We start from the raw sequence: 20,637 nt of genomic DNA on the forward strand, positions 1-20,637 counted from the left end.
TGCAGCGCGAGCGGACTCCGCACGCCCATCGGCAGCCCCCCACCGGGGCGACTGGCCGCGGGCGCGGCCCGCCGCTGTTGCTGGTCAGTCGGCTGTTCCTTTCGGCCCTGCGCTCGCAACTGCTACTCCTCGTGCCGGGGAAGGGCGGATGCGTGGCCGAGTGGCCACGGCCTGTCCTACTACGGACCAGCCTTCCCCAGCACCTTGTGAAGGGCGGTCAGCCCTTTCACACCAAGGAAATTGCCCGCAAGGGCCAGATCTGCCGGTTGGCCGGGTTCAAGCGGTCGGGTCCCGATGTCCACAGACGCTGAGCCTAGGACGTCCGGGTGGGCGGACATGTGTAGTGGTCCATGCTGGTGGACAGCTCATTTCCTTCCTCGCCGCTCTCGCGGCCGACGTGACACCGGCCAGGACCGCCGATCAGAACCGCCCCGCCCGCAGCACCGACCCGATCGGCCTGACCGTCCCGGAGGTCCGTCATCTGCTCGGTGCCCTGCTGATCCCGGCGAACACCTCCCCTCGCGGGCTGCTGCGCTGGTCGAACTGGCGCAGACGTCACCAGGCCGGTGCTCGCGGCAGCCACCACGGGCGACGGCTCGCCGAACCCTCAACCGGATAGATCACGAAGCCGCACTGGAGTACTCACCGATGGTAGGCCGCCGGCGCGGGTTCCGGGGAAGTGGCCTCCCGGCCAAGTGGCATTGTTGCTTGTGTCAACGGCGATCACTGAACCGCCAGTTGGGGCGTGCAAGAGGCCCCCGCCGGTCTTGGTCAGAGTGCGGCAGGGGCCTGGGGGGTGGTGCGTGGTTACGCGGTGAAGTCGCCGGCCTTGATGCCGGCCACGAACGCGGTCCAGGCCGTGGTGTCGAAGGCCAGGGTGGGGCCGTGCGGGTCCTTGCTGTCGCGGACGGGGATGGTGCCGTGGGTTGCGAGGTTGGCGGCGACCTCAACGCACTGGCCACCGTGTTCGCTGTACGACGACTTGATCCAGTGGGGGGATTCGGTCATCACGGGTGCCCTTCGCGCTTGCGTGGTCATGGTTACGGGCAACGCTTGCCATGGCGCTTCGGCGTAATCGACGGTAGGTCGCTGGTGTGTCCGCGTGGAAGTGCCCTACGGGCCATGTGACTCGACGGGCTTGCACTCACCGGTCGTTGGCGCAGAGGAGGCCCCTGCCAGTCGCGGTTCGCGAGTGGCAGGGGCCCGGTGTGGTGCGCGTGGGGTTACGCGGTGAAGTCGCCGGCCTTGATGCCGGCCACGAAGGCGGTCCAGGCCGTGGTGTCGAAGGCCAGGGTGGGGCCGTGCGGGTCCTTGCTGTCGCGGACCGGGACGGTGCCGTGTGCGGCGGCGAGGTTGGCGGCGACCTCGACGCATGCGCCGCCGTTGTTGCTGTAGGAGGACTTGAACCAGCGGGGAGATTCGGTCGTCACGGGGAGCCCTTTCGCAACTGGTTGATCGCGGCCACAGATTCCGCCTGCGGGCAGGCTTCGGCCTGTAGCTGATGGTAGGCCGTCAGTATGGGAAGCACGAACGAGCTTTCGCGCTCTACGTGGCCTCGATGCGCAGACTCGGCGTACGACATGAGCGAGCGATCTGCCATGGTCAGGATGTAGAGCGGCAGGTCGAACGTGCGACGTGCTCCCATGCCGTATGGCGCGATCTGGAGCACGGTGGTCGGCAGCTCGGCGAACTCCAGCAGCCTCTCATACTGCGCCTTCATCACCTGTGATGCCCCGATAGGGCGTCGGACGCAGCTCTCGTCCATGACGACGAAGAGCATGGGCGGGGATGACCGAGCGACTGCGGATTGCCTTTGCGCAACAAGTGATACGCGCTCGTGTGCCTGCTCTTCCGTGATCGCTCCCCGCTGCACAGCATGCTCGGCGAGTACCGACGCGTACTCCGGCGTCTGAAGCAGTCCAGGGATGATCCCGATCTCAAACAGCCGAACTTCCGCCGCCCGCCCCTCGTAGTCGACGTACTCCGGGAAGCCCTCCAGCAAGCTCCCGTTCCGCATCTCGCGCCACTCGCGCTCGTACGCGTCGCCGCCGAGGAAGCGATCCAGACTGCGCGAAAATCGGAGAGTCGGGGGTTTGCGGCCGGTTTCGATCGCTGACATGTGGGTGCCGGAGTACCCCACCTTTTCGCCGAACTCCTCCTGCGTCCACCCGCGTTCCTCGCGCACCCTGCGTAAACGCGCGCCGAAGGCCGCTTGTGGCGAGCTGTCCGGGTTCAAGTCCTTCAGGTTCAAGGAGTGATCACCAACTGTTCGTTCGTCTCTCACAAGTTGAAGACCCCCCGACTCTAGGGGACCCTCGGTGCTCCCGGTAGTGACATCACTACGGAGAGGAGCGGACCCCACCGTGTCCAACACCCCCGCCCCCACCCCTCCCGACGCCAAACTTGCCGCGTTGCTCGACAAGCACGATCGCGAGGCACGGGGCAGCACCCCACAGGAAGACACGCGGACGCGTCAGCAGGCCAACTCGCAGGTTGAAGCGTCAAGTTCGTGTGCCACGTGCAGGGCCATCCGGACGGTCGCCGAACGGGCAAGAGCGTTGCGCGATGCCATTCAGCACCGTAAGGCCATCGAGGCTTTGCATGTCCACCGTCTTCGCCAACATGCCCCCGAACGAGGTGACGGCGCGTGCTGACCCACCTCATCTTCGAGGACGCGCACCGCGTCCTCGTGCAGGACGTGGCGCTCCGGTTCTTCCTGCGGACCGGTGACACGTGGGCGCCGGTCACCGACACCGACTTCCGGCACGCCTACGAACTCGCCCTCTTCGACCCCGACGCCCTCCGCAAGGACGTGCTCTGCCCCAACGCGCGACGCGTCGAGTGCACCACCGGCGAGGGGTGGTTCTGGTCCGACGGGAGCCGATCCGCGGGACTGTGCACCTTCGGTGACCGCAGTCCCCAGGAGTGCGCCAGCATGGCCCAGTTCATGGTTGGCGACACCTCGTGATGGCCCGCCAGACCTGGGTTCACCTCCTCGTATGGCGTCCCGTCGAGCCAGCCCGACCGCTCGACGTCAGCCGGGCCTGGCCGCGCGTCCTCCAGGTGTTGGGCGGCGGCGGTGCGCCCGCGCCGCCGGGCGTCATCCTGCGGCCCGACGAGTCCATACGGGCCGCCGCCGGTCGCATCGCCACCGCGCTGGGGTTGCGACCGCCCACCCTGCCGCGCGTGCTGGCCGTGGACCAGCGACCGGCCGAGGGTGACTGCCCGGAGGAGCTGTCGCTGATCGTGGACGGTGGCTGGCTCGCGGACGACGTCCCCGTCGCCTGCACCTGCGGTCAGCATCCCTGGTCCTGGACGCCCGTGGCCGAGCTGGGTCGCCTCGCCTTGGTGCACGCCCTGCGCGGCCTCGTGGTCGGTCAGTCACCCCCGGCCCTCTGGAACGGCACGCCCTTCCGCCTGGCCACCGACCCCGACCCCGATTCCGTCCCCGGACCCGAACCCGGCCCCGATCTCGGTCGCCGGCCTACGTCCTGATCCAGGGTGCTCCAATCCAGTCGCCCCGTCACCCAGCCGTCCGCGCGCGGGGGAGTGGGGCGAGCGGGGCGGGCCCGGCCTGACTCGCGGGCCCGTAGCCCACTTCGTACGATGGGTCGATGCCCGCCTCACACCGCAAACGGCCACCTCACGAGCGTCCCGTCGCGTCCGGCGGCGGGTATCTCGCCGTGGGCGAGCGTACGGCGATCCGGCTGCTGCGCCGGGGCGACGAGGCGGAGTTCACCGCCCGCGCGCGGGAGAGCGTCGCGCTGCACCGGCCGTGGCTGTTCCCACCCACGACGACCGAGCAGTTCGCGCACTACGTGGCGCGGCTGGAGGAGCCGGCGCGCGCCGGGTTCGTGGTCTGCGAACGGGCCACGGACGGGATCGCCGGCTACGCGACCATCAACAACATCGTCGGCGGCGTCTTCCAGTGCGGGGCACTCGGCTATGGAGCCTTCTCGCACGCCGCCGGTCGTGGGTTGCTCACCGAGGGGCTCGGGTTGGTCATCGAGTACGCCTTCGGGCCCCTGGGGTTGCACCGGCTGGAAGCCAACATCCAACCCACCAACGCCCGCTCGATCGCGCTGGTCAAGCGGATCGGCTTCCGGCTTGAGGGCCTGTCGCCCGACTTCCTCTACGTCGACGGAGCCTGGCGCGACCACGAGCGTTGGGCCATCACCAGCGAAATGCCCCGCCGTGGCGGGCCGCAGGGCACAGTGGGGCCATGACCGTCACCTTTCGCCGTACCGTCCCCGTACTACGGGTCTTCGACTGGGCCAAGGCCCACGCGTTCTACGTCACCTACCTCGGCTGCGCCGTCGACTGGGAGCACCGCTTCGCCCCCGACCTGCCCCGCTACGCCCAGGTCTCCCGGGGCGCGCTGGTGCTGCACCTGTCGGAACACCACGGCGACGGGACACCCGGTACGGCCGTGTACGTGGAGCTGGACGGGGTGCGCGAGCTGCACGCCGAGCTGACGGCCAAGGAGTACCCGTATCTCAGGCCGGGCCTCGAAGAGGACGAGATCGGACTCTCGGTCACCCTTCTTGACCCGTTCGGCAACCAGATCCGGCTCAGCCAGCCGGTGGACTGACCCACCCTGTGCCTGGCCCTGCCATGGCCAAGCCCCCTGTCTGCCGAGCGGGCGGCGGGCGGGGCCCCGCCGGTGTGGGGACTCCGGTCCGAGCATGGGGGTGGCTGCTTACGGGTGTCGGGCGACGTTCCTGTCGCCGTTTCGCGCTCGTGGTCGGTCGGAATTCCGGTAGGGCCTGGCTCGACTGGCCGCAATAGGGGGAGTGGTCTCGGCGGGCTCGTTTTTTGTCCCTGCCATGTCATGTTTCGCGATGCTCGCTATTGCGCCATCCCCGTGAAAAAACATCAGGAGATGCGCGAGACAGGAAGCTGTCACGTATTTCCCGGCGGGTTTCCCTGTGCGGGTGGGTCGTTGACGCCGCGAATTCGGGCGGATGCGTCGGGGGCCGCGACGCTGGAACGGCTTTCCGTATCACCTGGTGAACACGGCACCGAGAGCGGACGCCTATGTGAACCGCACTCGATCGGCCCACCAACGGTGGCCACGGCGGAATTCCCTGGCCCAATACGATCTGGCGGTGCCACGTAACGGCCTGGGAGGCTGTGCACGCCGGTCAGTCACGACGGCGGTGGAGCAGTGGCCATCCCGGGACCCGTGTCCCGGGGCAGCCGACGGGTGTTCAACGTTCATTTCCCTTTTACGGTCGGGCTTTTGACGTGGTGGTGCCGCATGGGGTCGCACGCTCTCCCCCGGAGTTCGCCGACGGGCCCGTCGTGAACGGCGTACGGAAAACGCGTCTCATCCCTTTCAAGCAGGAGGTTCTGTCATGCGCTTTCGGACCACGGTAGTGGCGGCCATGGGCATGGGTTGTGCCCTGGCGGGAGTGTTCTCCAGCACGGCCTACGCCGCTCCGCAGGTGCAGTTCAAGAACGTGGCCACGGGTAAGTGCCTGGACAGCAACGGCGCCGGTGACGCCTACGCCCTTGGCTGCAACGGAGGGAACTACCAGCGCTGGACGGTGTCGTTCAACAGCATCGGTGGTGGGGAAATCAGAAACGTGGCCACGGGCAAGTGTCTCGACAGCAACGGCGCCGGTGACGCCTACACGCTCGGCTGCAACGGCGGCAACAACCAGCGCTGGACGGTACGGGAGTCGGGCGCCGGCATCGTGGTCTGGAAGAACGTGGCCACGGGCAAGTGCCTGGACAGCAACGGCGCCGGTCACGTCTACACGTTGGGTTGCAACGGCGGCAACAACCAGCGCTGGGGAGGCTGACCCGCAGGTCGGACAGCACCTGGGTGCTGGCTGACGCAGGCTCGGCCCGTCAGGCTGGTTCGCCTCGCCGCTCCCCCTCACCCCGCCCCGGGCCGAGGAGGGCGGTGAGGCCGTCGGCCAGTTCGGTGCGCCAGCACAGGTAGTCGTGGCCGCCGTTGAACTCCCGGTACTCCGCCGCGTAACCCCGGGCCCGGAGGACGTCGGGCAGGCGGCGGTTGGCTGGGAGCAGCACCCACTCCTGCTCGCCGGCCGACAGCCAGCAGCGCACCGGGTGGTCCGGGGCCGCCGGGGTGGCCTCGACCAGGGAGGTCAGCCACTGCGCCGCGGGGCCGTCCGGCCACCAGAAGGAGCCCGACTGGGACAGCGCGTTGCCGAACCGGTGCGGGGCGCGGATGGCGGCGTACGTGGCCATCAGGCCGCCCAGGCTCTGGCCGGCCAGTACGGTGCGCGTCGGGTCGGTGGTCAGCGGCCAGCGCTCGGTGGCCCAGGGCAACAGGTCGTCGGTGAGGAAGTCCACGAACCGGTCGTTGCAGGCCAGCTCCGCCCAGCGGGTGTCGCTGTCCAGCGACTCGGGCAGCAGCGCGACCAGCGGCGGAACGCGCCCGTCGGCGATCAGGTTGTCGAGGAGCGTGGCGACGTCCAGCTCGGGCTGCCACATCTCGCCGTCGAAGAGGACCAGCACGGGCAGGCCGGCCTCGGCCTCCGGGCGGGTACCGGGCCCGTCGCCGGCCGCTGCAGGTGCGGGTTCGTACACCCACACCCGACGCTCGTTGCCGAGTCCCGTACACCCCACCGTGTGACGGCTGACCGTGCCCCGTGGCACGTCCGCGCGCCGCTGCCAGGCGGTGTCGGGCGGCGCGGCCGGGAGGCGGACCACGGACTGCGGGGGGCCACCCCAGCGGCGCGGCAGCGTGCGGGGGTTGCGCGGGTCGGGGCGGCCCTGGCCGCGCAGCCAGGCGAGGTAGCCGGGGTCGGACGGGGAGAGCGGCGCCCCCTCGTCCACGCAGAGCGCGTACGTGGCCTGCCAGTCCCGCCGCATGCGGATCGACCAGTGCCACACGTCGCTGTCGGGCAGCCGCTCCATCAGGTTGTGCTCGGGCGCGCGCGGGTCGATCACCTTGTTGGGCAGCACCAGCACGGACCGGGTGGCCGGGGTGCCGCGCCACAGGAAGGTGACGACGGCGTGCTCCGGGTCGCCCAGCGGGTCCGGCTCGACCAGCGGCGTGCCCGCGGCCTCGACCTCGCGCCAGAAATCGGGCACCGCGTTCGTGGCCGCCGCGTCGCGCCGGCGCCGCCGCCGGTCCAGCTCCGCGACCCGGGGGCTGGCCACCCGGGGCACGGGCGCGGGGCGCGGCACGCGCGGGGGGCGCTTGGGCGCGTCGGTCGGGGCGCCGCCGCGGGCGTGGGCCGACGCGTCGGTCGGTGGCGGGGAGGCGGACATGGCGTGGAACCTCCGGCGCGACGAAGGGCGGTCGGGTACGGGCGAGAACCGGCAGCCGGGCCGACGCCGGGCCGGCGAGGCGCGGACCGGCGGCTGACGAGGTCCCGCTACGGGTGAGGGTCACCTTACCTGGCGCCTCCTCTGGCCCGTCGGCCGGCGGGCCACCGCGACCCGGGAAGGCGGCGTCGGCGTCCCGTACGGCACCGCGAATCCTCGTACGCCGGGGCTCGCGTGCAGGATGGCCTCATGAACGGTGAGGACGTGAGCTTCCAGATCCCGCGCGGAGCGTCCGGCTTCTTCCGCCCGCGGGACGGCTCGTTGCCCGTCACCGACCTCGCGGCCTTCCGCACCGCGCTGTACGCGGGCGCCCGCGTCGCCGGGGGCACGGTGGGTGGGTGGGAGCGGCAGACGTACCCCCGCACGTTCCACACGGCGACGGTCACCTACCCCCACGCCACGGACGAGTGCGTCGTCCTCTGCCACGCCCACCACCCCTGGGTCGCGTTCGCACGGGAGGACCGGAACTGGTACACCGACGAGTTCCTGGCGCCACCACCGTGGGCCCACGTCTTCGGTGACCTGGGCTTCACCGTACTGTCGCGCGCACAACTCACCACGGCCCTGTCAGCCGTCGACACCTCGGTCCTCACCCGGACGGAGTGGCGCCAGGTCCGCGCCTACGGCGTCACCACGCTGGGCGGAGTGCTCTTCAACGCCTGGGCCTGACGGGTGACGGCTCAACGCCCGAGCCAGGGGCTCCGGTCCGGCGGCGACGGCACGGGCAGGGGAGTCGGCCCCCTGGGAGGCCATCCGCGTACCGATCGATGGAGCTGTCGGTTCGAGCGGGGCGCCGGGTGGTGCGTCGGCGGATGACGTGGGCCGGCGAACTGGGGACCGCGGGTGAGGGAGCGGTCGATGGCGTGGCCGACTCCACAGGGTCGTAGCCGGGCGATCACGCGTGCCCTGGCGGATCGCACTTCTGGTGAGTGTCGGCCCGCGCGGCATCCGAGTGGGACGGATTCCAGAGCCGGTCGGCCTCACCGCGGGCGACATGGTCCGCGTACACGCGCACCTTGTGCCGCATCACCTCCAGGGTCTCCCGCAGCTCGCGGATCCGCGCCTCCACGTGGTCTTCGTGTCGGCGCAGTAGCTGAAGGCGCTCCTGTTCGTTGCCCGGGCCCTGACGGGCCAACTCGATGTACTGCCGGATCGTCGCCAGGGACATGCCGGAGGAGCGCAGCTTCGTGCAGATGGCCAGCCATTCCAGATCTTCTTCGTGGTAGATCCGGCGGCCGTTGGACAGGCGGCGCACCGGGTTGGCGAAAAGCCCCTCCCGCTCGTAGAACCGCAGTGTGTGCACGCTCAGCCCACTGCGCCGTGCCACCTCGCCGATGCTCAGGTCCACGAAAACCCCTCCCGCACCCAACTGTTGATCTAGACCCGACTCTAGGTTCTAGCGTCGTGTTCTCCGCCATCGGAACCATCGGAAGCAGGAGAGAACATGAGCGTTTGGTTTGTCACCGGGGCGTCGCGTGGGCTCGGCGCGGAGATCACCCGGGAAGCGCTGGACCGAGGCCACAGCGTGATCGCCACGGCCAGGGACGCGTCGGCGGTGCTCCGGGCGTACCCGCAGGCGCCGAACGGACTGCTGGCGGTGAACGCGAACGTCACCGAACCAGAGCAGCTCATGACCGCGGTGCGGGCTGGCCTGGCGGAGTTCGGCCGGATCGACGTCGTGGCCAACAACGCCGGCTACGGCCTCATCGGCGCGATCGAGGAGACCTCCGACCAGGCCGCCCGGGCACTGTTCGACGTCAACGTCTTCGGCGTGCTCAACACGTTGCGGGCGACCCTGCCGACGTTGCGCGCCCAGCGGACCGGACACGTCCTGAACATCGGCTCCGTGGGCGGCTTCGCCACCGCTCCGGCGGCGGGCTTGTACGGCGCGTCGAAGTTCGCCCTGGAGGGCATCTCCGAAGCGCTCCAGGGCGAGTTGGCCCCGCTCGGCGTCCGCGTCACGATCGTGGAGCCGGGTGGGTTCCGCACCGACTTTCTCAGCGGATCGAGCATGCGGGTCGAACCGGCCTCCATCGCCGACTACACCGCCGGCGCGGGGCCGGTACGCGAGGCACTGGCCGAGCACGACGGCCGGCAGCCCGGCGATCCGGTGAAGGCGGCGAAGGCCATCGTCGACATCACCGAGGTCGCCGAACCGCCGCTGCGCCTGCAACTGGGCGCGGACGCGATCGAGCGCGTCGAGGCCAAGCTGGAACTGGTGCGACGGGAACTCGACCAATGGCGCCACGTGGCCCTCTCCACCGGGATCTGAGCGGCGACCTCCGTACCGTGCTGTCGGTTCGAACGCGACTGCCTGGTCGGGTGATCGCGCGGGGGCCGGCGCGTGAGGACGCGGCCTCGTGGTGGCTCGGCGATGCGAGACCCGCCGTTTCCGGACCAAACGATCATGTTCGGAAAGCGGAAGCCTTTCTGAAGCCCTGTTCAGCGGCGCTCACACCATGTTCCATGGTGATCACGCGGTCGCAGCGAGGCGGTCGCGGGTGTAAGGACTGAGAGAGGCAGTAGTGGTAACGAGCGTGCGACGCACCACCCTCACCCTTCCCGCCGCCGCGCTGGGCCCGGAGAACCCGCTGCCCGCTCTGCGTCCGTTGGACGAGGTCCACCAGATCGACGACCACACCCGCGCGGGGCTGCCCGACCAGATGGCCCGGCAGGTCGCGTACGAGCCGCTGCGCTCGATACTGCCCACCAGGCTGCGCGACGCGTACACCCGAGACCGGGTACCGACCGAGCTGGACGCGATCGTGATCGAGAACGACCGGCTGCGGGCGACCGTGCTGCCCGGGCTCGGCGGGCGCGTCGCCTCCCTCTTCCACAAGCCGACCGAGCGCGAACTGCTCTACCGCAACCCGGTCCTGCAACCCGCGGACTTCGCGCTCAACGGCGCCTGGTTCTCCGGCGGCATCGAGTGGAACATCGGCGCCACCGGCCACACCACCCTCTCCTGCGCCCCCGTGCACGCGGCGACCGTGCCCGCCCCGGACGGCTCCGGCGGCCGGATGCTGCGCCTGTGGGAGTGGGAGCGACTGCGCGACCTGCCGTTCCAGGTGGACCTGTGGCTCCCGGACGGCTCGGACTTCCTGTACGTGGGCGTGCGGGTGCGCAACCCGCACCCGCACCCGGCGCCGGTGTACTGGTGGTCCAACATCGCCGTCCCGGAGACCGAGCGCACCCGGGTGCTCGCGCCGGCCGAGGCCGCGTACCACTTCGGCTACGAGCGCGACCTGCGCCGGGTGCCTGTGCCCCACTGGCGCGGCGTGGACCACACGTACCCGCTGCGCGGCACGCACGCCGCGGACTACTTCTACGACCTGCCCGCGGGCGCCCGGCGGTGGATCGCCGCGCTGGACGGCGACGGGCACGGCCTCGTACACACCTCGACCGACCTGCTGCGGGGCCGCAAGCTGTTCCTGTGGGGCGCCGGCAGCGGCGGCCGGCGCTGGCAGGACTGGCTCACCGAGCCCGGTACCGGCGGTTACGCCGAGATCCAGGCCGGCCTCGCCCGCACCCAGCTCGAACACGTACGGCTCGGCGCCGAAGAGGACTTCAGTTGGCTGGAGGCGTACGGTCCGCTGAGCGCCGACCCGACCACCGTGCACGGCGACGACTGGGCCGCGGCGCGCGGCGCGGTCGCCGAGCGGCTGGCGCGGGCGCTGCCCCGGGCCGACGTCGAGGCCGCGTACCAGGCGTGGCTGCCGAGCGCCGACACCGAGCCCGACGAGGTGCTGGCCAGCGGCTCGGGCTGGGGCGCCCTGGAGGTGGAGCGCGCCGGGTACGCGCTGCCGGGCACGCCGTTCGCGCCCGCCTCGCTGGGGGCGGACCAGCAGCCGTGGCGCGAACTGCTGCGCACCGGCGCGCTGCCGGCGCCCGAGCCGGCGACACCACCCGGCACCTCGCTGGTCTCCCGACCCTGGCGCGAACTCCTGGAGACCGCCGACGCGGACGTGTTGGTGGACCCGCACCTCAAGTACCACCTCGGGGTGGCCCAGTGGCACGAGGGCGACCGCTCGCAGGCCGTACGGAGCTGGGAGCGGGCCATCGAGATCAGCGACTGGTGGCCCGTACTGCGCTGCCTGGCCGTCGCCGACCAGACGGACGGCCACCCCCACCGCGCCGCCGACCGCTGGCTCGCCGCGTTCCACGGCGCGGTGGGGGAGTGGCGTGAGCGGTACGGGGACGGCGGGGACGGCGGCCCCACGACGGCCGACCGGGAGGCCGGTGCGGAAGGCGATGACGAGGGCGGCGCCGAGTGGCGGGCCGCGCTCGCCGGGCTCGGGCGCGAGACGGTGACCGCGCTCCTCGCGGTGGACCGGGGGGCGGAGGCGCGGGACGCGCTGGCCGCGCTGCCGGCGGCGGTGCGTGCCCGTGGCCGGTTCGTCCTGCTCACGGCCCAGGTGCTGGTCGCGGACGGCGACGCGGCGGGCGCCCGCGCCCTGTTCGACGCCGGCTTCGAGGTGGACGACCTGCGCGAGGGCGACGAGACGCTGAGCGACACGTGGTTCGCCGTGGCCGAACGCCTTGTGGCCGCCGACCCGGAGTCGGCCGGCCTCGACGCCGACGCGCTGCGGGCCCGCGCCAGGGAACTGCACCCGCTGCCCGACCGCTACGAGTTCCGCATGCGGCCCGCCTGATGGCCGGCTGACGTTCGGCGGGTTGGTGGTGGGTGGTTGGGTGATGGGCAGTGGGTTGTCGGGGGTGGGTTGCGGTGCGGCTGGTGGAGTGGGAGCCGGTTGGTGGGTGGCTCCGGGGGGTGGGTGGAGACGGTCGAGCCGGCCGCCGCGTGGGTGCGGTGGCCGGCTCGGGGGCGCGCGGGGCGCGTGGCGCGTGCGGCGCGGGGTGGTGGGTCAGGCGGTCGGCTGGGGGTTGCGGTCCACGTACTCGAAGACCGAGCCGTCCGGGTGCCGGGCGACCAGGTTGCGGCCGATCGGGGTCGGCAGCGGGCCGGCGATGATCTGCGCGCCGACGGCCTTGAGGTCCGACACGGCCGCGTCCACGTCCCGGACCGCCAGGGTGGCCGTGACCTTCTTCAGGATCTCCATCTCGGCCGCCGGGCCGCTCATGAGGAAGAAGCAGCCGACCGCGGCCACCGAGACGTTGCCCCGTTCGAAGCGCATCGCCTGCGCCCCGGTCAGCCGCTCGTAGACGGCGATCGCGGCGTCCAGATCCGCGACGCACACCCGCAGTGAAGTCCCCAGAATGTCCATGCGAACGAGCCTAGTTGAGCCAGGTCACACGCGACACAAGAGCTCTCCGTGGAGTACGGCGAACCAGCCGTCGGCCGCCGCGCCCCACGTCCGCCAGGCGTCGGCCGCCGCCCGCAACTCCTCCTCGGTGGCGTGCCCACCGGCCACCACGCGCTCCTGGTAGGCGGGCACCAGCGTCCGGTCCGCCCACAGCCCGCTCCACCAGGCGCGCTCGTCCGGCGTCGCGTAGCACCAGGTGGCGGCCGACGCCGTGACGTCGGTGAACCCCGCCTGCCGGGCCCAGGACAGCAACCGCCGCCCGGCGTCCGGCTCGCCACCGCTGGCGCGGGCCACCGCGCGGTAGGTGGCCAGCCAGGCGTCGAGCGCGGGCACCCGCGGGTACCAGGTCATGGCGGCGTAGTCGGCGTCGCGCACGGCCACCACCCCGCCCGGCCGGCACACCCGGCGCATCTCGCGCAGCGCGGCCACCGGGTCCGCCACGTGCTGGAGCACCTGGTGGGCGTGGACCACGTCGAACGAGGCGTCCGGGAAGGCCAACCGGTAGACGTCGCCGACGGCATACGTGACGTTGTCGAGGCCGCGTTGGGCGGCCACGGCGCGGGCCTGGTCGAGCACGGCGCCGGCCGCGTCCACGCCCGTGACCCGGCCCGGCGCGACCCGGGCCGCGAAGTCGGCGGTGATGGTGCCGGGCCCGCAGCCGACGTCGAGCACCGAGCGCCCGGCGGTCAGCTCGGGCAGCAGGTAGCCGGCCGAGTTCTCGGCGGTGCGCCAGGTGTGGGAGCGCAGCACGGACTCGTGGTGGCCGTGCACGTAGTGCGCGGCGCGACGCGGCGTGCCGGTGGGCGACGAGGGCATGGCGAACCTTCCGTGACTCCGGTCAGAGCGCGGCGACCCGAGCGGGCGCCACTCCCGCACCGTACGCCGCCGTCTCGCTCCGCGAGAGGGGCGTCTTGGTATGTGAGAGGCGCCGAACGCCCGGGTATCTCGTCTCCGGCCCGGCCGGGCGCGGCTTCGGCATCGCTGGCCCGCCTGCTCGCAGGCCCGCCTGTTCGCCCGGCCGGGGCGTCGCTGTTCCCGCCGTCGCGGTCGCTGCTCTCGTCGCTGTCGTCGTCGCTCAGACTTCGAGCGGGCGGTAGACGCGCAGCGCCTCGTTCACCTTGTCCAGCGTCAGGCCGCGCGGGGCGCGCGTGATCTCGCCGTCGTACGCCAGGTCGGCGCCCTCCGGGATCTCGTCCACGCGCAGGTGCCGCAACCGGGCCTCCGCGTGGACGGGGGAGCGGCGCAGGACGCCGAGCAGCGCGGCCGACAGGAGCCGGGCGCGGGGCAGCCGGCCGCCGTGCACCATGCGCACGTCGAGCAGGCCGTCGGCGAGGTCGTGCCGGCTGGCCGGAGCCGAACCCACGCCGCGGTACGAGCAGTTGCCCACGAAGAGCATCCACACGGCGCGGCGCTTGCCGTTGATGACCAGGTCGAGCGGCTCGGCCGTGCGCAGCACCTGGGCCGCGGCCAGCACCTCGGCCGCCCAACTGCCCACGCGTCCCGACCAGCGCTCGCGAATGCGCACCATCTCCGGGTAGCAGCCGATGCTGAAGGTGTTGACGTAGTGCGTGGCCGTCGACGTGGCCGCCCCGTCGGCCGTGAACCGCGCCAGGTCGACGGCGACCGCCTGACCCGCGGTCACCGCCCGGCAGGTGTCGTCGACGGTCTCCAGGCCCAGGTCGTACGCGAAGTGGTTGAGCGTCCCGCCGGGCAGCACGGCCAGCGGCAGCCCCTCGCGCGCGGCCACCGCCGCCGCGGCGCTGACCGTGCCGTCGCCGCCGCACACCCCGAGCGCGCCGCCGACCTCGGCGGCCCGGCGCGCGGCCTTCTCCAACAGCTCGAGCAGCGAGGGCGGTTCGGCGTCGGGTGCCGTGTGGGACGCGGCCGCGCCACCGACGCTCCGCTCGGCCGCCGTCCGCGCCCGCTCCTCCTCCGGGACCAGGTCCGGCTCCGGGTCGGGCGTGAAGGTCCAGAACTCGGCCTCGGGCAGCGCCTCGCGGATCGGGTCCAGCGGGTCGGTGCGCGGCGGCCACACGCTGGTGGCGCCCGAACCGGAGTTGGCCACGACGATCAGGCCCCGGCCGCGCGGCAGCGCCGGGGCGTCCGTGCGGGGGCGCGCGGCGGGCGGCAACTGGGACCGGGTGGGCACCAGGCCGCGCACGGCGAGCGCCGCGCCGGCGCCGAGTGCCGAGCCCACCAGGACGTCGCTGGGGTAGTGCGCGCCGGTGTAGATGCGGGAGAAGGCCACCGACGCGGCGATCGGCGCCACCACGGCGCCCCAGCGCGGCGACTCGAGGGCCACCCCCACCGCGAAGGCGGCGGCCGACGCGGAGTGACCGGAGGGGAAGGATGTGGTGATGGGCTGCCGACGCAGCCGGCGGACCATCGGGACAACGTGCACCAGCGGCCTGGTCCGCCGCACCGAGCGCTTGGCCACCGTGTTGACCGTCAGCGACGCCAGCGCGAGCGAGGCCACGCCGCGCACCGCGGCCCGGCGCGTGGTGCGGTGGCCGGTGGCCGCCATGCCCGCCGCCAGGGCCAGCCACAGCCGCCCGTGGTTGGCGCTGTGACTCAGCCGGGGGAGCACGCGCTCGGCACCCGGCCAGTTCCGGGACGCCACCGTGTGGAAGAGCTTCTTGTCGAGCCCGACCAGCCAGTGGTCACCGACGCCGGGGTGGCCCGGCGTGGGCGTGACGTCGGTCGCCGCGGCGTCGAACGCGGCGCGGGCGGCCCGCGTCGCCCGGGTGCGCCGCCACGGCGTGCGGCGCGCACCGCGCCACCCCTCGGCCGCGGCGGCGGCGCGCGACAGCAGGGCGTCGGGCGCGCCGACCACGGCCGACAAGGCGAGGGGGCCCGCCGGCCGCAGCCGGGCCGGCCACGAGGCCCGGCCGCCCGCGCGCCGGGGCGACGCCCACGCCGCCGCCAGGCCCGACGCCCGGTCACCCCCACGCGACCGGCGCGCCGTGCCCCGTACCCCGCCCTGACCTGCCATGCGTGACTCCTTCGTTGAACCTGCGCGTGGCCGTGCCACGGCTGTTCCCGCCTACCCAGCACCGGCCAGCGTAGGCCGGACCGGTCCGTAGGCGCTGGTCAGGGCGGGCCTGGCCGGGCCGGGAGAGCGGCGCCTCGGCCAGGCCCGCCGGGGCGCGACCGGGTCGGCCGCGCGCTGGGGGCGGGCGTCAGTCGACACCGGGCCCGCCCGTGAGGCCGCCACCGAACCCGTCCGTACGGTGGTGGCCGGTCTGTCCGTCCACGGAGCCGCCGAGACCGCCGAGGACGCCCGGGTGGCCGTCGGTGGGCGCGGCTCGGCTGACGTCGGCGAGGGCCGAGCCCGGGTCGTCCTGCTCGGCGAGGTCCCCCATGCTCACCATGCCGAGCGGCTGACCGTCCTCCACCACGGGGAGCCGGCGGACGGCGTACCGGCGCATCAGGTACACCGCCTCGGCCACCGTCGTGTCAGGGGTCACCGTGACCGGCTCGGGCGTGCAGATCGCGCGGCAGCTCACGGTGAGGGGGTCGGCTCCGTCGGCGACCGCGCGCACGGTGATGTCGCGGTCCGTCAACACGCCGAGCACCCGTCCGTGCTCGGCGACGAGAACGTCTCCGACGCCCCTGGCGCGCATGAGTTGAGCGGCCTCCACCAGCGACGCGTCCGGCGATACCGCCGTCACCTGGGGAGTCATCACCTGCCGTACGTTCCGTGCCATCTCGCTCCGCCTTGTCCGTGGGCTTGGGGCGTGGGTCCGCGCCCCCGCTGCTCGGGGCTACCGCCCCGGGCCTGGCCCGTCCAGGCCCATCGCCGAGCGCGAGTACCCGAGGGCCGCCAGGTCACACGGGAGGCTGGTGACAACGTTGTGCCGCCGCGCCCGGGCTCGCGCGCCGGCGAGCCCGGACCGCCGTGCCGGGGGTACGGGGAGTACGCGCGCGGGATGCGCGGAGGCCGTACGCGGTGGGTGTGCGGGGCGCGCGTGCGGCCTGGGTGTGCGGAGCGCGCGGTGGGCGGGCGCCCCGTACGCGATACGCGGTGTGGGCGCGCTCGGGGAGGGGACCCGGGCGCCGGCTGAGCGGCCACCTGTCGGCGCGGTGCGCGCCGGCGGGCGCCGGGCGCGGGTGTCAGGGCTCGCGCCGGCGCGTTGCCGCGCTGGCTTCGTTTGCGGGAACCGACAGCACCTGTGCACGAGTGCGGGCAGCACTCGAAGCTCCGCGCAAATCGAACGGTTCACGACTTCAGGCAGCACGGGCCCCTGCCGGGAGTTCAGCAGGGGCCCATGGTGTAGAGAGCTGCGGAGGGCCGGAACCTGTCCTCGATGAGCGGCATGCCGGCCGACATCAGCTACCTCTTGTTGCCGGTCTGACGGCCCGACCTCACTTCAGGTGTCGAGTGAAGAACTTGGCGGCGGCGTCCCCCGCGGACTGCGGGACGCCGGTGTGCCCGCCCATGTTGGCGTGCAGGGACTTCTCCTTGGAGCCGAAGGCGTCGAACAGGTCCAGGGCCGCCTGCCGGTCGTTGCCTTCGTCGTCCCACTGCAGCAGGACGTGCAACGGAATAGTGACCTGGCGCGCCTCCTCGAACATGGCGCGCGGCACGAAACTCCCGGCGAACAGACCGGCGGCCGCGATGCGCGGCTCGACCACCGCCAGCCGGACGCCGATGGAGATCACTCCCCCCGAGTACCCGACCTTGCCGCCGATCTCGGGCAGCGCGAGGAGGGCGTCCAGGGCGGCCCGCCATTCCGGGACCGCCCTCTCGACGAGCGGGAGGATGAGGGCGTCGATGATCTCGTCGCTGACCGGCTCGCCGGCCGCCATCACCCGGCGCAGGTCGGCGCGGGCTTGCTCGGCGGCGGCCCATCGGGGCCGGTCGCCGCTTCCGGGGAGCTCGATGGTGGCCGCGGCGAAACCATCCGCCACGCAGTGCTGGGCTCGGGCCACCAGTCGGGGGTACATCGTGCGCAGCCCGAGGGGAGGGTGGCCAAGCAGGATCAGTCGCGCCGGTGCGGATGCGGATACGGGTGTCCACAGGATGCCGGGGATCCCACCGAGGGTGAATTCGCGTTCGAGGACGCCGTCGTCGAGGCGCTGCTCGGAAGTGAAACGCATGGTCGTGCCTTTCGGGAGTGCACTGGAACGGCGCTCCCGGACGACCTGTCTATCGCCCGACCGTGACCCCGGAGGGGAGCATCCATGTCGATACTGCGTTCACGGGTACCACCTCCTCGATCTCTCGCACGGCCTCCGGAAACGTAGCAGTGGTCACCCTCGCCCGCCCAACGGGTTTTTACGGAGTCTCCGTGGCCGGATTCCACGGAGACACCGCGCACAGCTCGTGGGGTGGCGTCGCGACTCCCCGAGTGGCGGCTCCGCGACGGCGGGGCGCACTGACGCTGTCGTTTCTCCTGAGCATCGAGCACGCCGTACCGGCGACGCCGCGTACGGCCCGGCCGGTGCGCCACCGGTGGCGGCGCGCGGTGGCGGAGCGGGCGGGTGGGGAGATGTGTGGGGACAATGGGGCGCATGGCTGAGACGAGGGACGAACACCGGGTGGCGCGGCGACACCGCGAGGCCATCGAACTCTTCACCGAGCGCGTGCACGCCGTCGGCGAGGGGCAGTGGTCCGCCCCCACGCCCTGCACCGACTGGTCCGTGCGGGAGCTGGTGAACCACCTGACGGTCGAACAACTGTGGGTGCCGGCGCTGGTTCGCGACGGCTCCACCATCGAGGAGCAGGGCGACCGCTTCGACGGCGATCAGTTGGGCGACGACCCCGTCGCGACCTGGGACCGCGCGGCCGAGGGGGCGCTCGCCGCGTTCGCCGAGCCGGGCGCGCTTGAGCGGACCGTGCACCTCTCCTCGGGGACGGACAGCGCGCTGGCCTACTGCTCCCAAATGACGATGGACGCCGTCGTCCACGCGTGGGACCTGTCACGGGCGATCGGCGCGGACGAGCAACTGCCATGGACGCTCGTGGACTTCGCCGTACGCGAGGTCTCGCCGTACGCGGCGGACCTGGCGCGCACCGGCCTGTTCGCCCCGGCCGTCACCCCGCCGCCGGGCGCCGACGCGCAGACCAAGCTGCTGTCCCTGCTCGGGCGGCGCCCCTGATCTGACCTGATCTGAGCCGGCTCGCGCCGTCGAGCCGCGCGCGCCCCGCGCTCCGGCCCGGGCGCCGGGGCGCGCGGCGTGGCCACGGGCCCCGCCGGTCGCGCCCCGGTCGGCGCGGGAGTGGCCGCTACCGGTCCCCCGAGACTCGGCCGAACTCCGCCAGGAACGCCTCGTTGAACGCGGGCAGGTCGTCCGGCTTGCGGCTGGTGATCAGCACGTTCGGGCCGCCCGAGCAGACCTTGACCTCCTCGTCCACCCACTCGCCGCCCGCGTTGCGGATGTCCGTACGCAGGCTGGGATACGAGGTGAGGGTGCGGCCCCGGACGACGTCGGCCTCGACCAGGGTCCACGGCGCGTGGCAGATCGCGGCGACCGGCTTGCCCGCCGCGAAGAAGTCCCGGACGAACGCCACCGCCTTCGCGTCCTGCCGTAGCGCGTCCGGGTTGGCCACGCCGCCGGGCAACACCAGACCGTCGAAGGTCTCGATGTCGGCCTCGCCGACGAGTTCGTCCACCGGGAACGTGTCGGCCTTGTCGAGGTGGTGGAACGCCTGGACCTTGCCGGAGGCGGTGGACAGCAGGGCCGGGGTGCCTCCCGAGGCCCGTACGGCCTCCCAGGGGTCGGTCAGTTCGACCTGCTCGACACCCTCGGGAGCGGTGAGAAACGCGACTCGCATGGTGGAAGTCCCTCTCTGATCTCGTGCTGGCTGTGCTCTGTTGCTGGTGGTTGCTTGTGGTTGCTGTTGCTGTTGCTGTTGCTGTTGCTGTTGCTGTTGCTGGTGTCCGGCCGCGGCCCGGTGAGGCCGAGTGCGGCCGGACAGGTCATGTGTGCCCCCGCTCCCTCGATAGTTGCTCGACGCCGTGTACGCCAATCGAGGGGCTTGGTCGGAGGAGGTGCCACACCCGATCGGGCACCCCGCTCTCCCGACTTCCCAGGGAAGCGGGGTTTGCCCCCGCGGACCCTCGGGCACCCGAAGGACTGTGCTTCGGACCGGAGGCACAACCCGCGGGAGGCCCTGGCCACCTGTGCGGGCCCCGTCCGGTCCGCGTGCGCCACTCCCGCGATGACATCCACGCTCGCCGTCCCCCACGGCGACGCACCGATGCACTGACTTCAGGGAGAGCGGAACATGACGTCCGTACGTGCACGCAAGCGGCACCCGCACGACGATGCCCCGGACACCTCGGCCGAGTTCCGACGCATTGACGAACTCCCCGACGGCCCGGAGAAGGACGCGCTGCGCCAGCGCGTCGTCTGCGCCTGGATGCCGATGGCCGAACGTATCGCCGCCACCTACCGCAACCGCGGCGAGAGTGGCGAGGACCTCAAGCAGGTCGCCATGCTCGGCCTGGTCAAGGCGGTCAACCGCTACGAATCGGGCCGTGGCACGGCCTTCGAGAGCTACGCCGTGCCGACCATCGTCGGCGAGGTCAAGCGGCACTTCCGGGACCACCTGTGGAGCCTGCACGTGCCGCGCCGGGTACAGGAGCTGCGGCAGAAGGTGCGGGCCGCCATCCAGGAGCTGACCCGCACCCCCGATGGCCGGCGGCCCTCGGTCGAGGACGTGGCACGCCACACCGGGCTGTCCGAGGACGACGTGCGCACCGGCATGGGCGCCCTGGACAGCTTCGCGGCCCTCTCGCTCGACGCCGAGCTGACCGGCGCCGCCGACGGCTACTCGCTGGTGGACACGCTCGGCGCCCCCGAGCCCGACTACGACCGCATCGTGGACCGCGAGGCCGTCAAGCCCAAGCTGAACGCCCTGCCCGAACGCGAGCGGCGCATCCTCTACCTGCGCTTCTTCTGCGACATGACGCAGAGCCGGATCGCCGACCAGCTCGGCATGTCCCAGATGCACGTCTCCCGGCTCATCAACCGCACCTGCGCCCGGATCGGCGAGCGGGTGCTGGCGGACGCCGCGTGAGAGGGGTCACGGCGCGCGGCGCGGACCGCGCCGCGCGCCGTG

General features: G+C 72.4%; 21 protein-coding genes and 1 pseudogene. 11 read left to right on the plus strand and 11 right to left on the minus strand.

Annotated features, from left to right (window positions below):
- Positions 1 to 343: 343 nt before the first annotated feature.
- Positions 344 to 619 carry a hypothetical protein gene (locus H7H31_RS28895; protein ID WP_187064859.1) on the plus strand — a complete coding sequence of 92 codons (276 nt, stop codon included), beginning with the start codon at positions 344 to 346 and terminating at the stop codon, positions 617 to 619.
- Positions 620 to 807: 188 nt separating this feature from the next.
- Here H7H31_RS28895 and H7H31_RS28900 read toward each other — a convergent pair whose 3' ends face one another.
- The 3 genes from H7H31_RS28900 to H7H31_RS28910 all read right to left on the minus strand — a co-directional run bounded on the left by H7H31_RS28900 (position 808) and on the right by H7H31_RS28910 (position 2,251).
- Positions 808 to 1,008, minus strand: a complete 201-nt coding sequence (locus H7H31_RS28900; protein ID WP_187064844.1) for a DUF397 domain-containing protein — start codon at positions 1,006 to 1,008, stop codon at positions 808 to 810.
- Between the two features lie 215 nt (positions 1,009 to 1,223).
- Complete coding sequence (locus tag H7H31_RS28905) at positions 1,224 to 1,430, minus strand: DUF397 domain-containing protein (protein WP_187064845.1); 207 nt, start codon at positions 1,428 to 1,430, stop codon at positions 1,224 to 1,226.
- Entirely contained in the window at positions 1,427 to 2,251 is an 825-nt protein-coding gene (locus tag H7H31_RS28910; RefSeq protein WP_187064846.1) for a helix-turn-helix domain-containing protein, read from the minus strand. The genes H7H31_RS28905 and H7H31_RS28910 overlap by 4 nt, the downstream gene beginning before the upstream one ends.
- A gap of 396 nt (positions 2,252 to 2,647) precedes the next feature.
- On the opposite strand from H7H31_RS28910, the gene H7H31_RS28915 reads away from it, so the two are divergent.
- From H7H31_RS28915 to H7H31_RS28935, 5 genes are all read left to right on the plus strand, one after another.
- Entirely contained in the window at positions 2,648 to 2,968 is a 321-nt protein-coding gene (locus H7H31_RS28915; RefSeq protein WP_187064847.1) for a hypothetical protein, read from the plus strand.
- Positions 2,968 to 3,495, plus strand: coding sequence for an NUDIX hydrolase (locus tag H7H31_RS28920; protein ID WP_187064848.1), 528 nt, complete (start codon positions 2,968 to 2,970; stop codon positions 3,493 to 3,495). Before H7H31_RS28915 ends, H7H31_RS28920 begins: the two co-directional genes overlap by 1 nt.
- Before the next feature lie 119 nt (positions 3,496 to 3,614).
- Positions 3,615 to 4,226: a GNAT family N-acetyltransferase gene (locus H7H31_RS28925; RefSeq protein ID WP_187064849.1), complete on the plus strand. Its 612-nt coding sequence runs from the start codon at positions 3,615 to 3,617 to the stop codon at positions 4,224 to 4,226.
- Positions 4,223 to 4,591: a glyoxalase superfamily protein gene (locus tag H7H31_RS28930; RefSeq protein ID WP_187064850.1), complete on the plus strand. Its 369-nt coding sequence runs from the start codon at positions 4,223 to 4,225 to the stop codon at positions 4,589 to 4,591. Before H7H31_RS28925 ends, H7H31_RS28930 begins: the two co-directional genes overlap by 4 nt.
- 766 nt (positions 4,592 to 5,357) lie before the next feature.
- Complete coding sequence (locus tag H7H31_RS28935) at positions 5,358 to 5,807, plus strand: RICIN domain-containing protein (RefSeq protein ID WP_187064851.1); 450 nt, start codon at positions 5,358 to 5,360, stop codon at positions 5,805 to 5,807.
- 49 nt (positions 5,808 to 5,856) lie between these two features.
- Here H7H31_RS28935 and fes read toward each other — a convergent pair whose 3' ends face one another.
- Positions 5,857 to 7,248, minus strand: a complete 1,392-nt coding sequence (gene fes, locus H7H31_RS28940; protein WP_187064852.1) for an enterochelin esterase — start codon at positions 7,246 to 7,248, stop codon at positions 5,857 to 5,859.
- 246 nt (positions 7,249 to 7,494) lie between these two features.
- Between fes and H7H31_RS28945 the strand changes: the two genes are divergently transcribed.
- Positions 7,495 to 7,974, plus strand: coding sequence for a hypothetical protein (locus H7H31_RS28945; protein ID WP_187064853.1), 480 nt, complete (start codon positions 7,495 to 7,497; stop codon positions 7,972 to 7,974).
- A 226-nt stretch (positions 7,975 to 8,200) separates the two neighbouring features.
- Here H7H31_RS28945 and H7H31_RS28950 read toward each other — a convergent pair whose 3' ends face one another.
- A complete protein-coding gene (locus H7H31_RS28950; protein WP_187064854.1) occupies positions 8,201 to 8,653 on the minus strand; it encodes a MerR family transcriptional regulator in 453 nt (150 codons plus the stop codon).
- Positions 8,654 to 8,749: 96 nt separating this feature from the next.
- On the opposite strand from H7H31_RS28950, the gene H7H31_RS28955 reads away from it, so the two are divergent.
- Both H7H31_RS28955 and H7H31_RS28960 read left to right on the plus strand, forming a co-directional pair.
- Positions 8,750 to 9,577 (plus strand): oxidoreductase, encoded by an 828-nt coding sequence (locus tag H7H31_RS28955; RefSeq protein ID WP_187064855.1) that lies wholly within the window; start codon positions 8,750 to 8,752, stop codon positions 9,575 to 9,577.
- Between the two features lie 253 nt (positions 9,578 to 9,830).
- A complete protein-coding gene (locus tag H7H31_RS28960; RefSeq protein ID WP_187064856.1) occupies positions 9,831 to 11,957 on the plus strand; it encodes a DUF5107 domain-containing protein in 2,127 nt (708 codons plus the stop codon).
- Positions 11,958 to 12,170: 213 nt separating this feature from the next.
- Here the strand turns inward: H7H31_RS28960 and H7H31_RS28965 are convergent, their stop codons facing one another.
- The 5 genes and pseudogenes from H7H31_RS28965 to H7H31_RS28985 form a co-directional block, all read right to left on the minus strand.
- Entirely contained in the window at positions 12,171 to 12,530 is a 360-nt protein-coding gene (locus tag H7H31_RS28965; protein ID WP_187061604.1) for a VOC family protein, read from the minus strand.
- Between the two features lie 24 nt (positions 12,531 to 12,554).
- Positions 12,555 to 13,385, minus strand: coding sequence for a methyltransferase domain-containing protein (locus H7H31_RS28970; protein ID WP_187061605.1), 831 nt, complete (start codon positions 13,383 to 13,385; stop codon positions 12,555 to 12,557).
- Positions 13,386 to 13,644: 259 nt separating this feature from the next.
- Positions 13,645 to 15,561: a bifunctional phosphatase PAP2/diacylglycerol kinase family protein gene (locus tag H7H31_RS28975; RefSeq protein WP_187061606.1), complete on the minus strand. Its 1,917-nt coding sequence runs from the start codon at positions 15,559 to 15,561 to the stop codon at positions 13,645 to 13,647.
- Between the two features lie 295 nt (positions 15,562 to 15,856).
- Positions 15,857 to 16,276: pseudogene (locus tag H7H31_RS28980) on the minus strand (CBS domain-containing protein); the annotation flags it as partial.
- Between the two features lie 658 nt (positions 16,277 to 16,934).
- A complete protein-coding gene (locus H7H31_RS28985; RefSeq protein ID WP_187061608.1) occupies positions 16,935 to 17,669 on the minus strand; it encodes a dienelactone hydrolase family protein in 735 nt (244 codons plus the stop codon).
- A gap of 414 nt (positions 17,670 to 18,083) precedes the next feature.
- On the opposite strand from H7H31_RS28985, the gene H7H31_RS28990 reads away from it, so the two are divergent.
- Positions 18,084 to 18,671 (plus strand): TIGR03086 family metal-binding protein, encoded by a 588-nt coding sequence (locus H7H31_RS28990; RefSeq protein WP_187061609.1) that lies wholly within the window; start codon positions 18,084 to 18,086, stop codon positions 18,669 to 18,671.
- Positions 18,672 to 18,798: 127 nt separating this feature from the next.
- Here H7H31_RS28990 and H7H31_RS28995 read toward each other — a convergent pair whose 3' ends face one another.
- Entirely contained in the window at positions 18,799 to 19,347 is a 549-nt protein-coding gene (locus H7H31_RS28995; protein WP_176160841.1) for a type 1 glutamine amidotransferase domain-containing protein, read from the minus strand.
- A gap of 453 nt (positions 19,348 to 19,800) precedes the next feature.
- On the opposite strand from H7H31_RS28995, the gene H7H31_RS29000 reads away from it, so the two are divergent.
- Positions 19,801 to 20,595 (plus strand): SigB/SigF/SigG family RNA polymerase sigma factor, encoded by a 795-nt coding sequence (locus tag H7H31_RS29000; RefSeq protein WP_187061610.1) that lies wholly within the window; start codon positions 19,801 to 19,803, stop codon positions 20,593 to 20,595.
- The last annotated feature ends 42 nt before the right edge of the window (positions 20,596 to 20,637 follow it).

Source organism: Streptomyces buecherae, from assembly GCF_014295035.1.
Lineage (GTDB): Bacteria > Actinomycetota > Actinomycetes > Streptomycetales > Streptomycetaceae > Streptomyces > Streptomyces youssoufiensis.

What these genes read in the sequence shown, in the direction of transcription:
- H7H31_RS28900 (WP_187064844.1), bottom strand. Translation starts at nt 1,008, where the DNA reads ATGACCGAATCCCCCCACTGGATCAAGTCGTCGTACAGCGAACACGGT.
- H7H31_RS28920 (WP_187064848.1), top strand. Translation starts at nt 2,968, where the DNA reads ATGGCCCGCCAGACCTGGGTTCACCTCCTCGTATGGCGTCCCGTCGAG.
- H7H31_RS28925 (WP_187064849.1), top strand. Translation starts at nt 3,615, where the DNA reads ATGCCCGCCTCACACCGCAAACGGCCACCTCACGAGCGTCCCGTCGCG.
- H7H31_RS28930 (WP_187064850.1), top strand. Translation starts at nt 4,223, where the DNA reads ATGACCGTCACCTTTCGCCGTACCGTCCCCGTACTACGGGTCTTCGAC.
- H7H31_RS28935 (WP_187064851.1), top strand. Translation starts at nt 5,358, where the DNA reads ATGCGCTTTCGGACCACGGTAGTGGCGGCCATGGGCATGGGTTGTGCC.
- fes (WP_187064852.1), bottom strand. Translation starts at nt 7,248, where the DNA reads ATGTCCGCCTCCCCGCCACCGACCGACGCGTCGGCCCACGCCCGCGGC.
- H7H31_RS28945 (WP_187064853.1), top strand. Translation starts at nt 7,495, where the DNA reads ATGAACGGTGAGGACGTGAGCTTCCAGATCCCGCGCGGAGCGTCCGGC.
- H7H31_RS28955 (WP_187064855.1), top strand. Translation starts at nt 8,750, where the DNA reads ATGAGCGTTTGGTTTGTCACCGGGGCGTCGCGTGGGCTCGGCGCGGAG.
- H7H31_RS28965 (WP_187061604.1), bottom strand. Translation starts at nt 12,530, where the DNA reads ATGGACATTCTGGGGACTTCACTGCGGGTGTGCGTCGCGGATCTGGAC.
- H7H31_RS28970 (WP_187061605.1), bottom strand. Translation starts at nt 13,385, where the DNA reads ATGCCCTCGTCGCCCACCGGCACGCCGCGTCGCGCCGCGCACTACGTG.
- H7H31_RS28975 (WP_187061606.1), bottom strand. Translation starts at nt 15,561, where the DNA reads ATGGCAGGTCAGGGCGGGGTACGGGGCACGGCGCGCCGGTCGCGTGGG.
- H7H31_RS28985 (WP_187061608.1), bottom strand. Translation starts at nt 17,669, where the DNA reads ATGCGTTTCACTTCCGAGCAGCGCCTCGACGACGGCGTCCTCGAACGC.
- H7H31_RS28990 (WP_187061609.1), top strand. Translation starts at nt 18,084, where the DNA reads ATGGCTGAGACGAGGGACGAACACCGGGTGGCGCGGCGACACCGCGAG.
- H7H31_RS28995 (WP_176160841.1), bottom strand. Translation starts at nt 19,347, where the DNA reads ATGCGAGTCGCGTTTCTCACCGCTCCCGAGGGTGTCGAGCAGGTCGAA.
- H7H31_RS29000 (WP_187061610.1), top strand. Translation starts at nt 19,801, where the DNA reads ATGACGTCCGTACGTGCACGCAAGCGGCACCCGCACGACGATGCCCCG.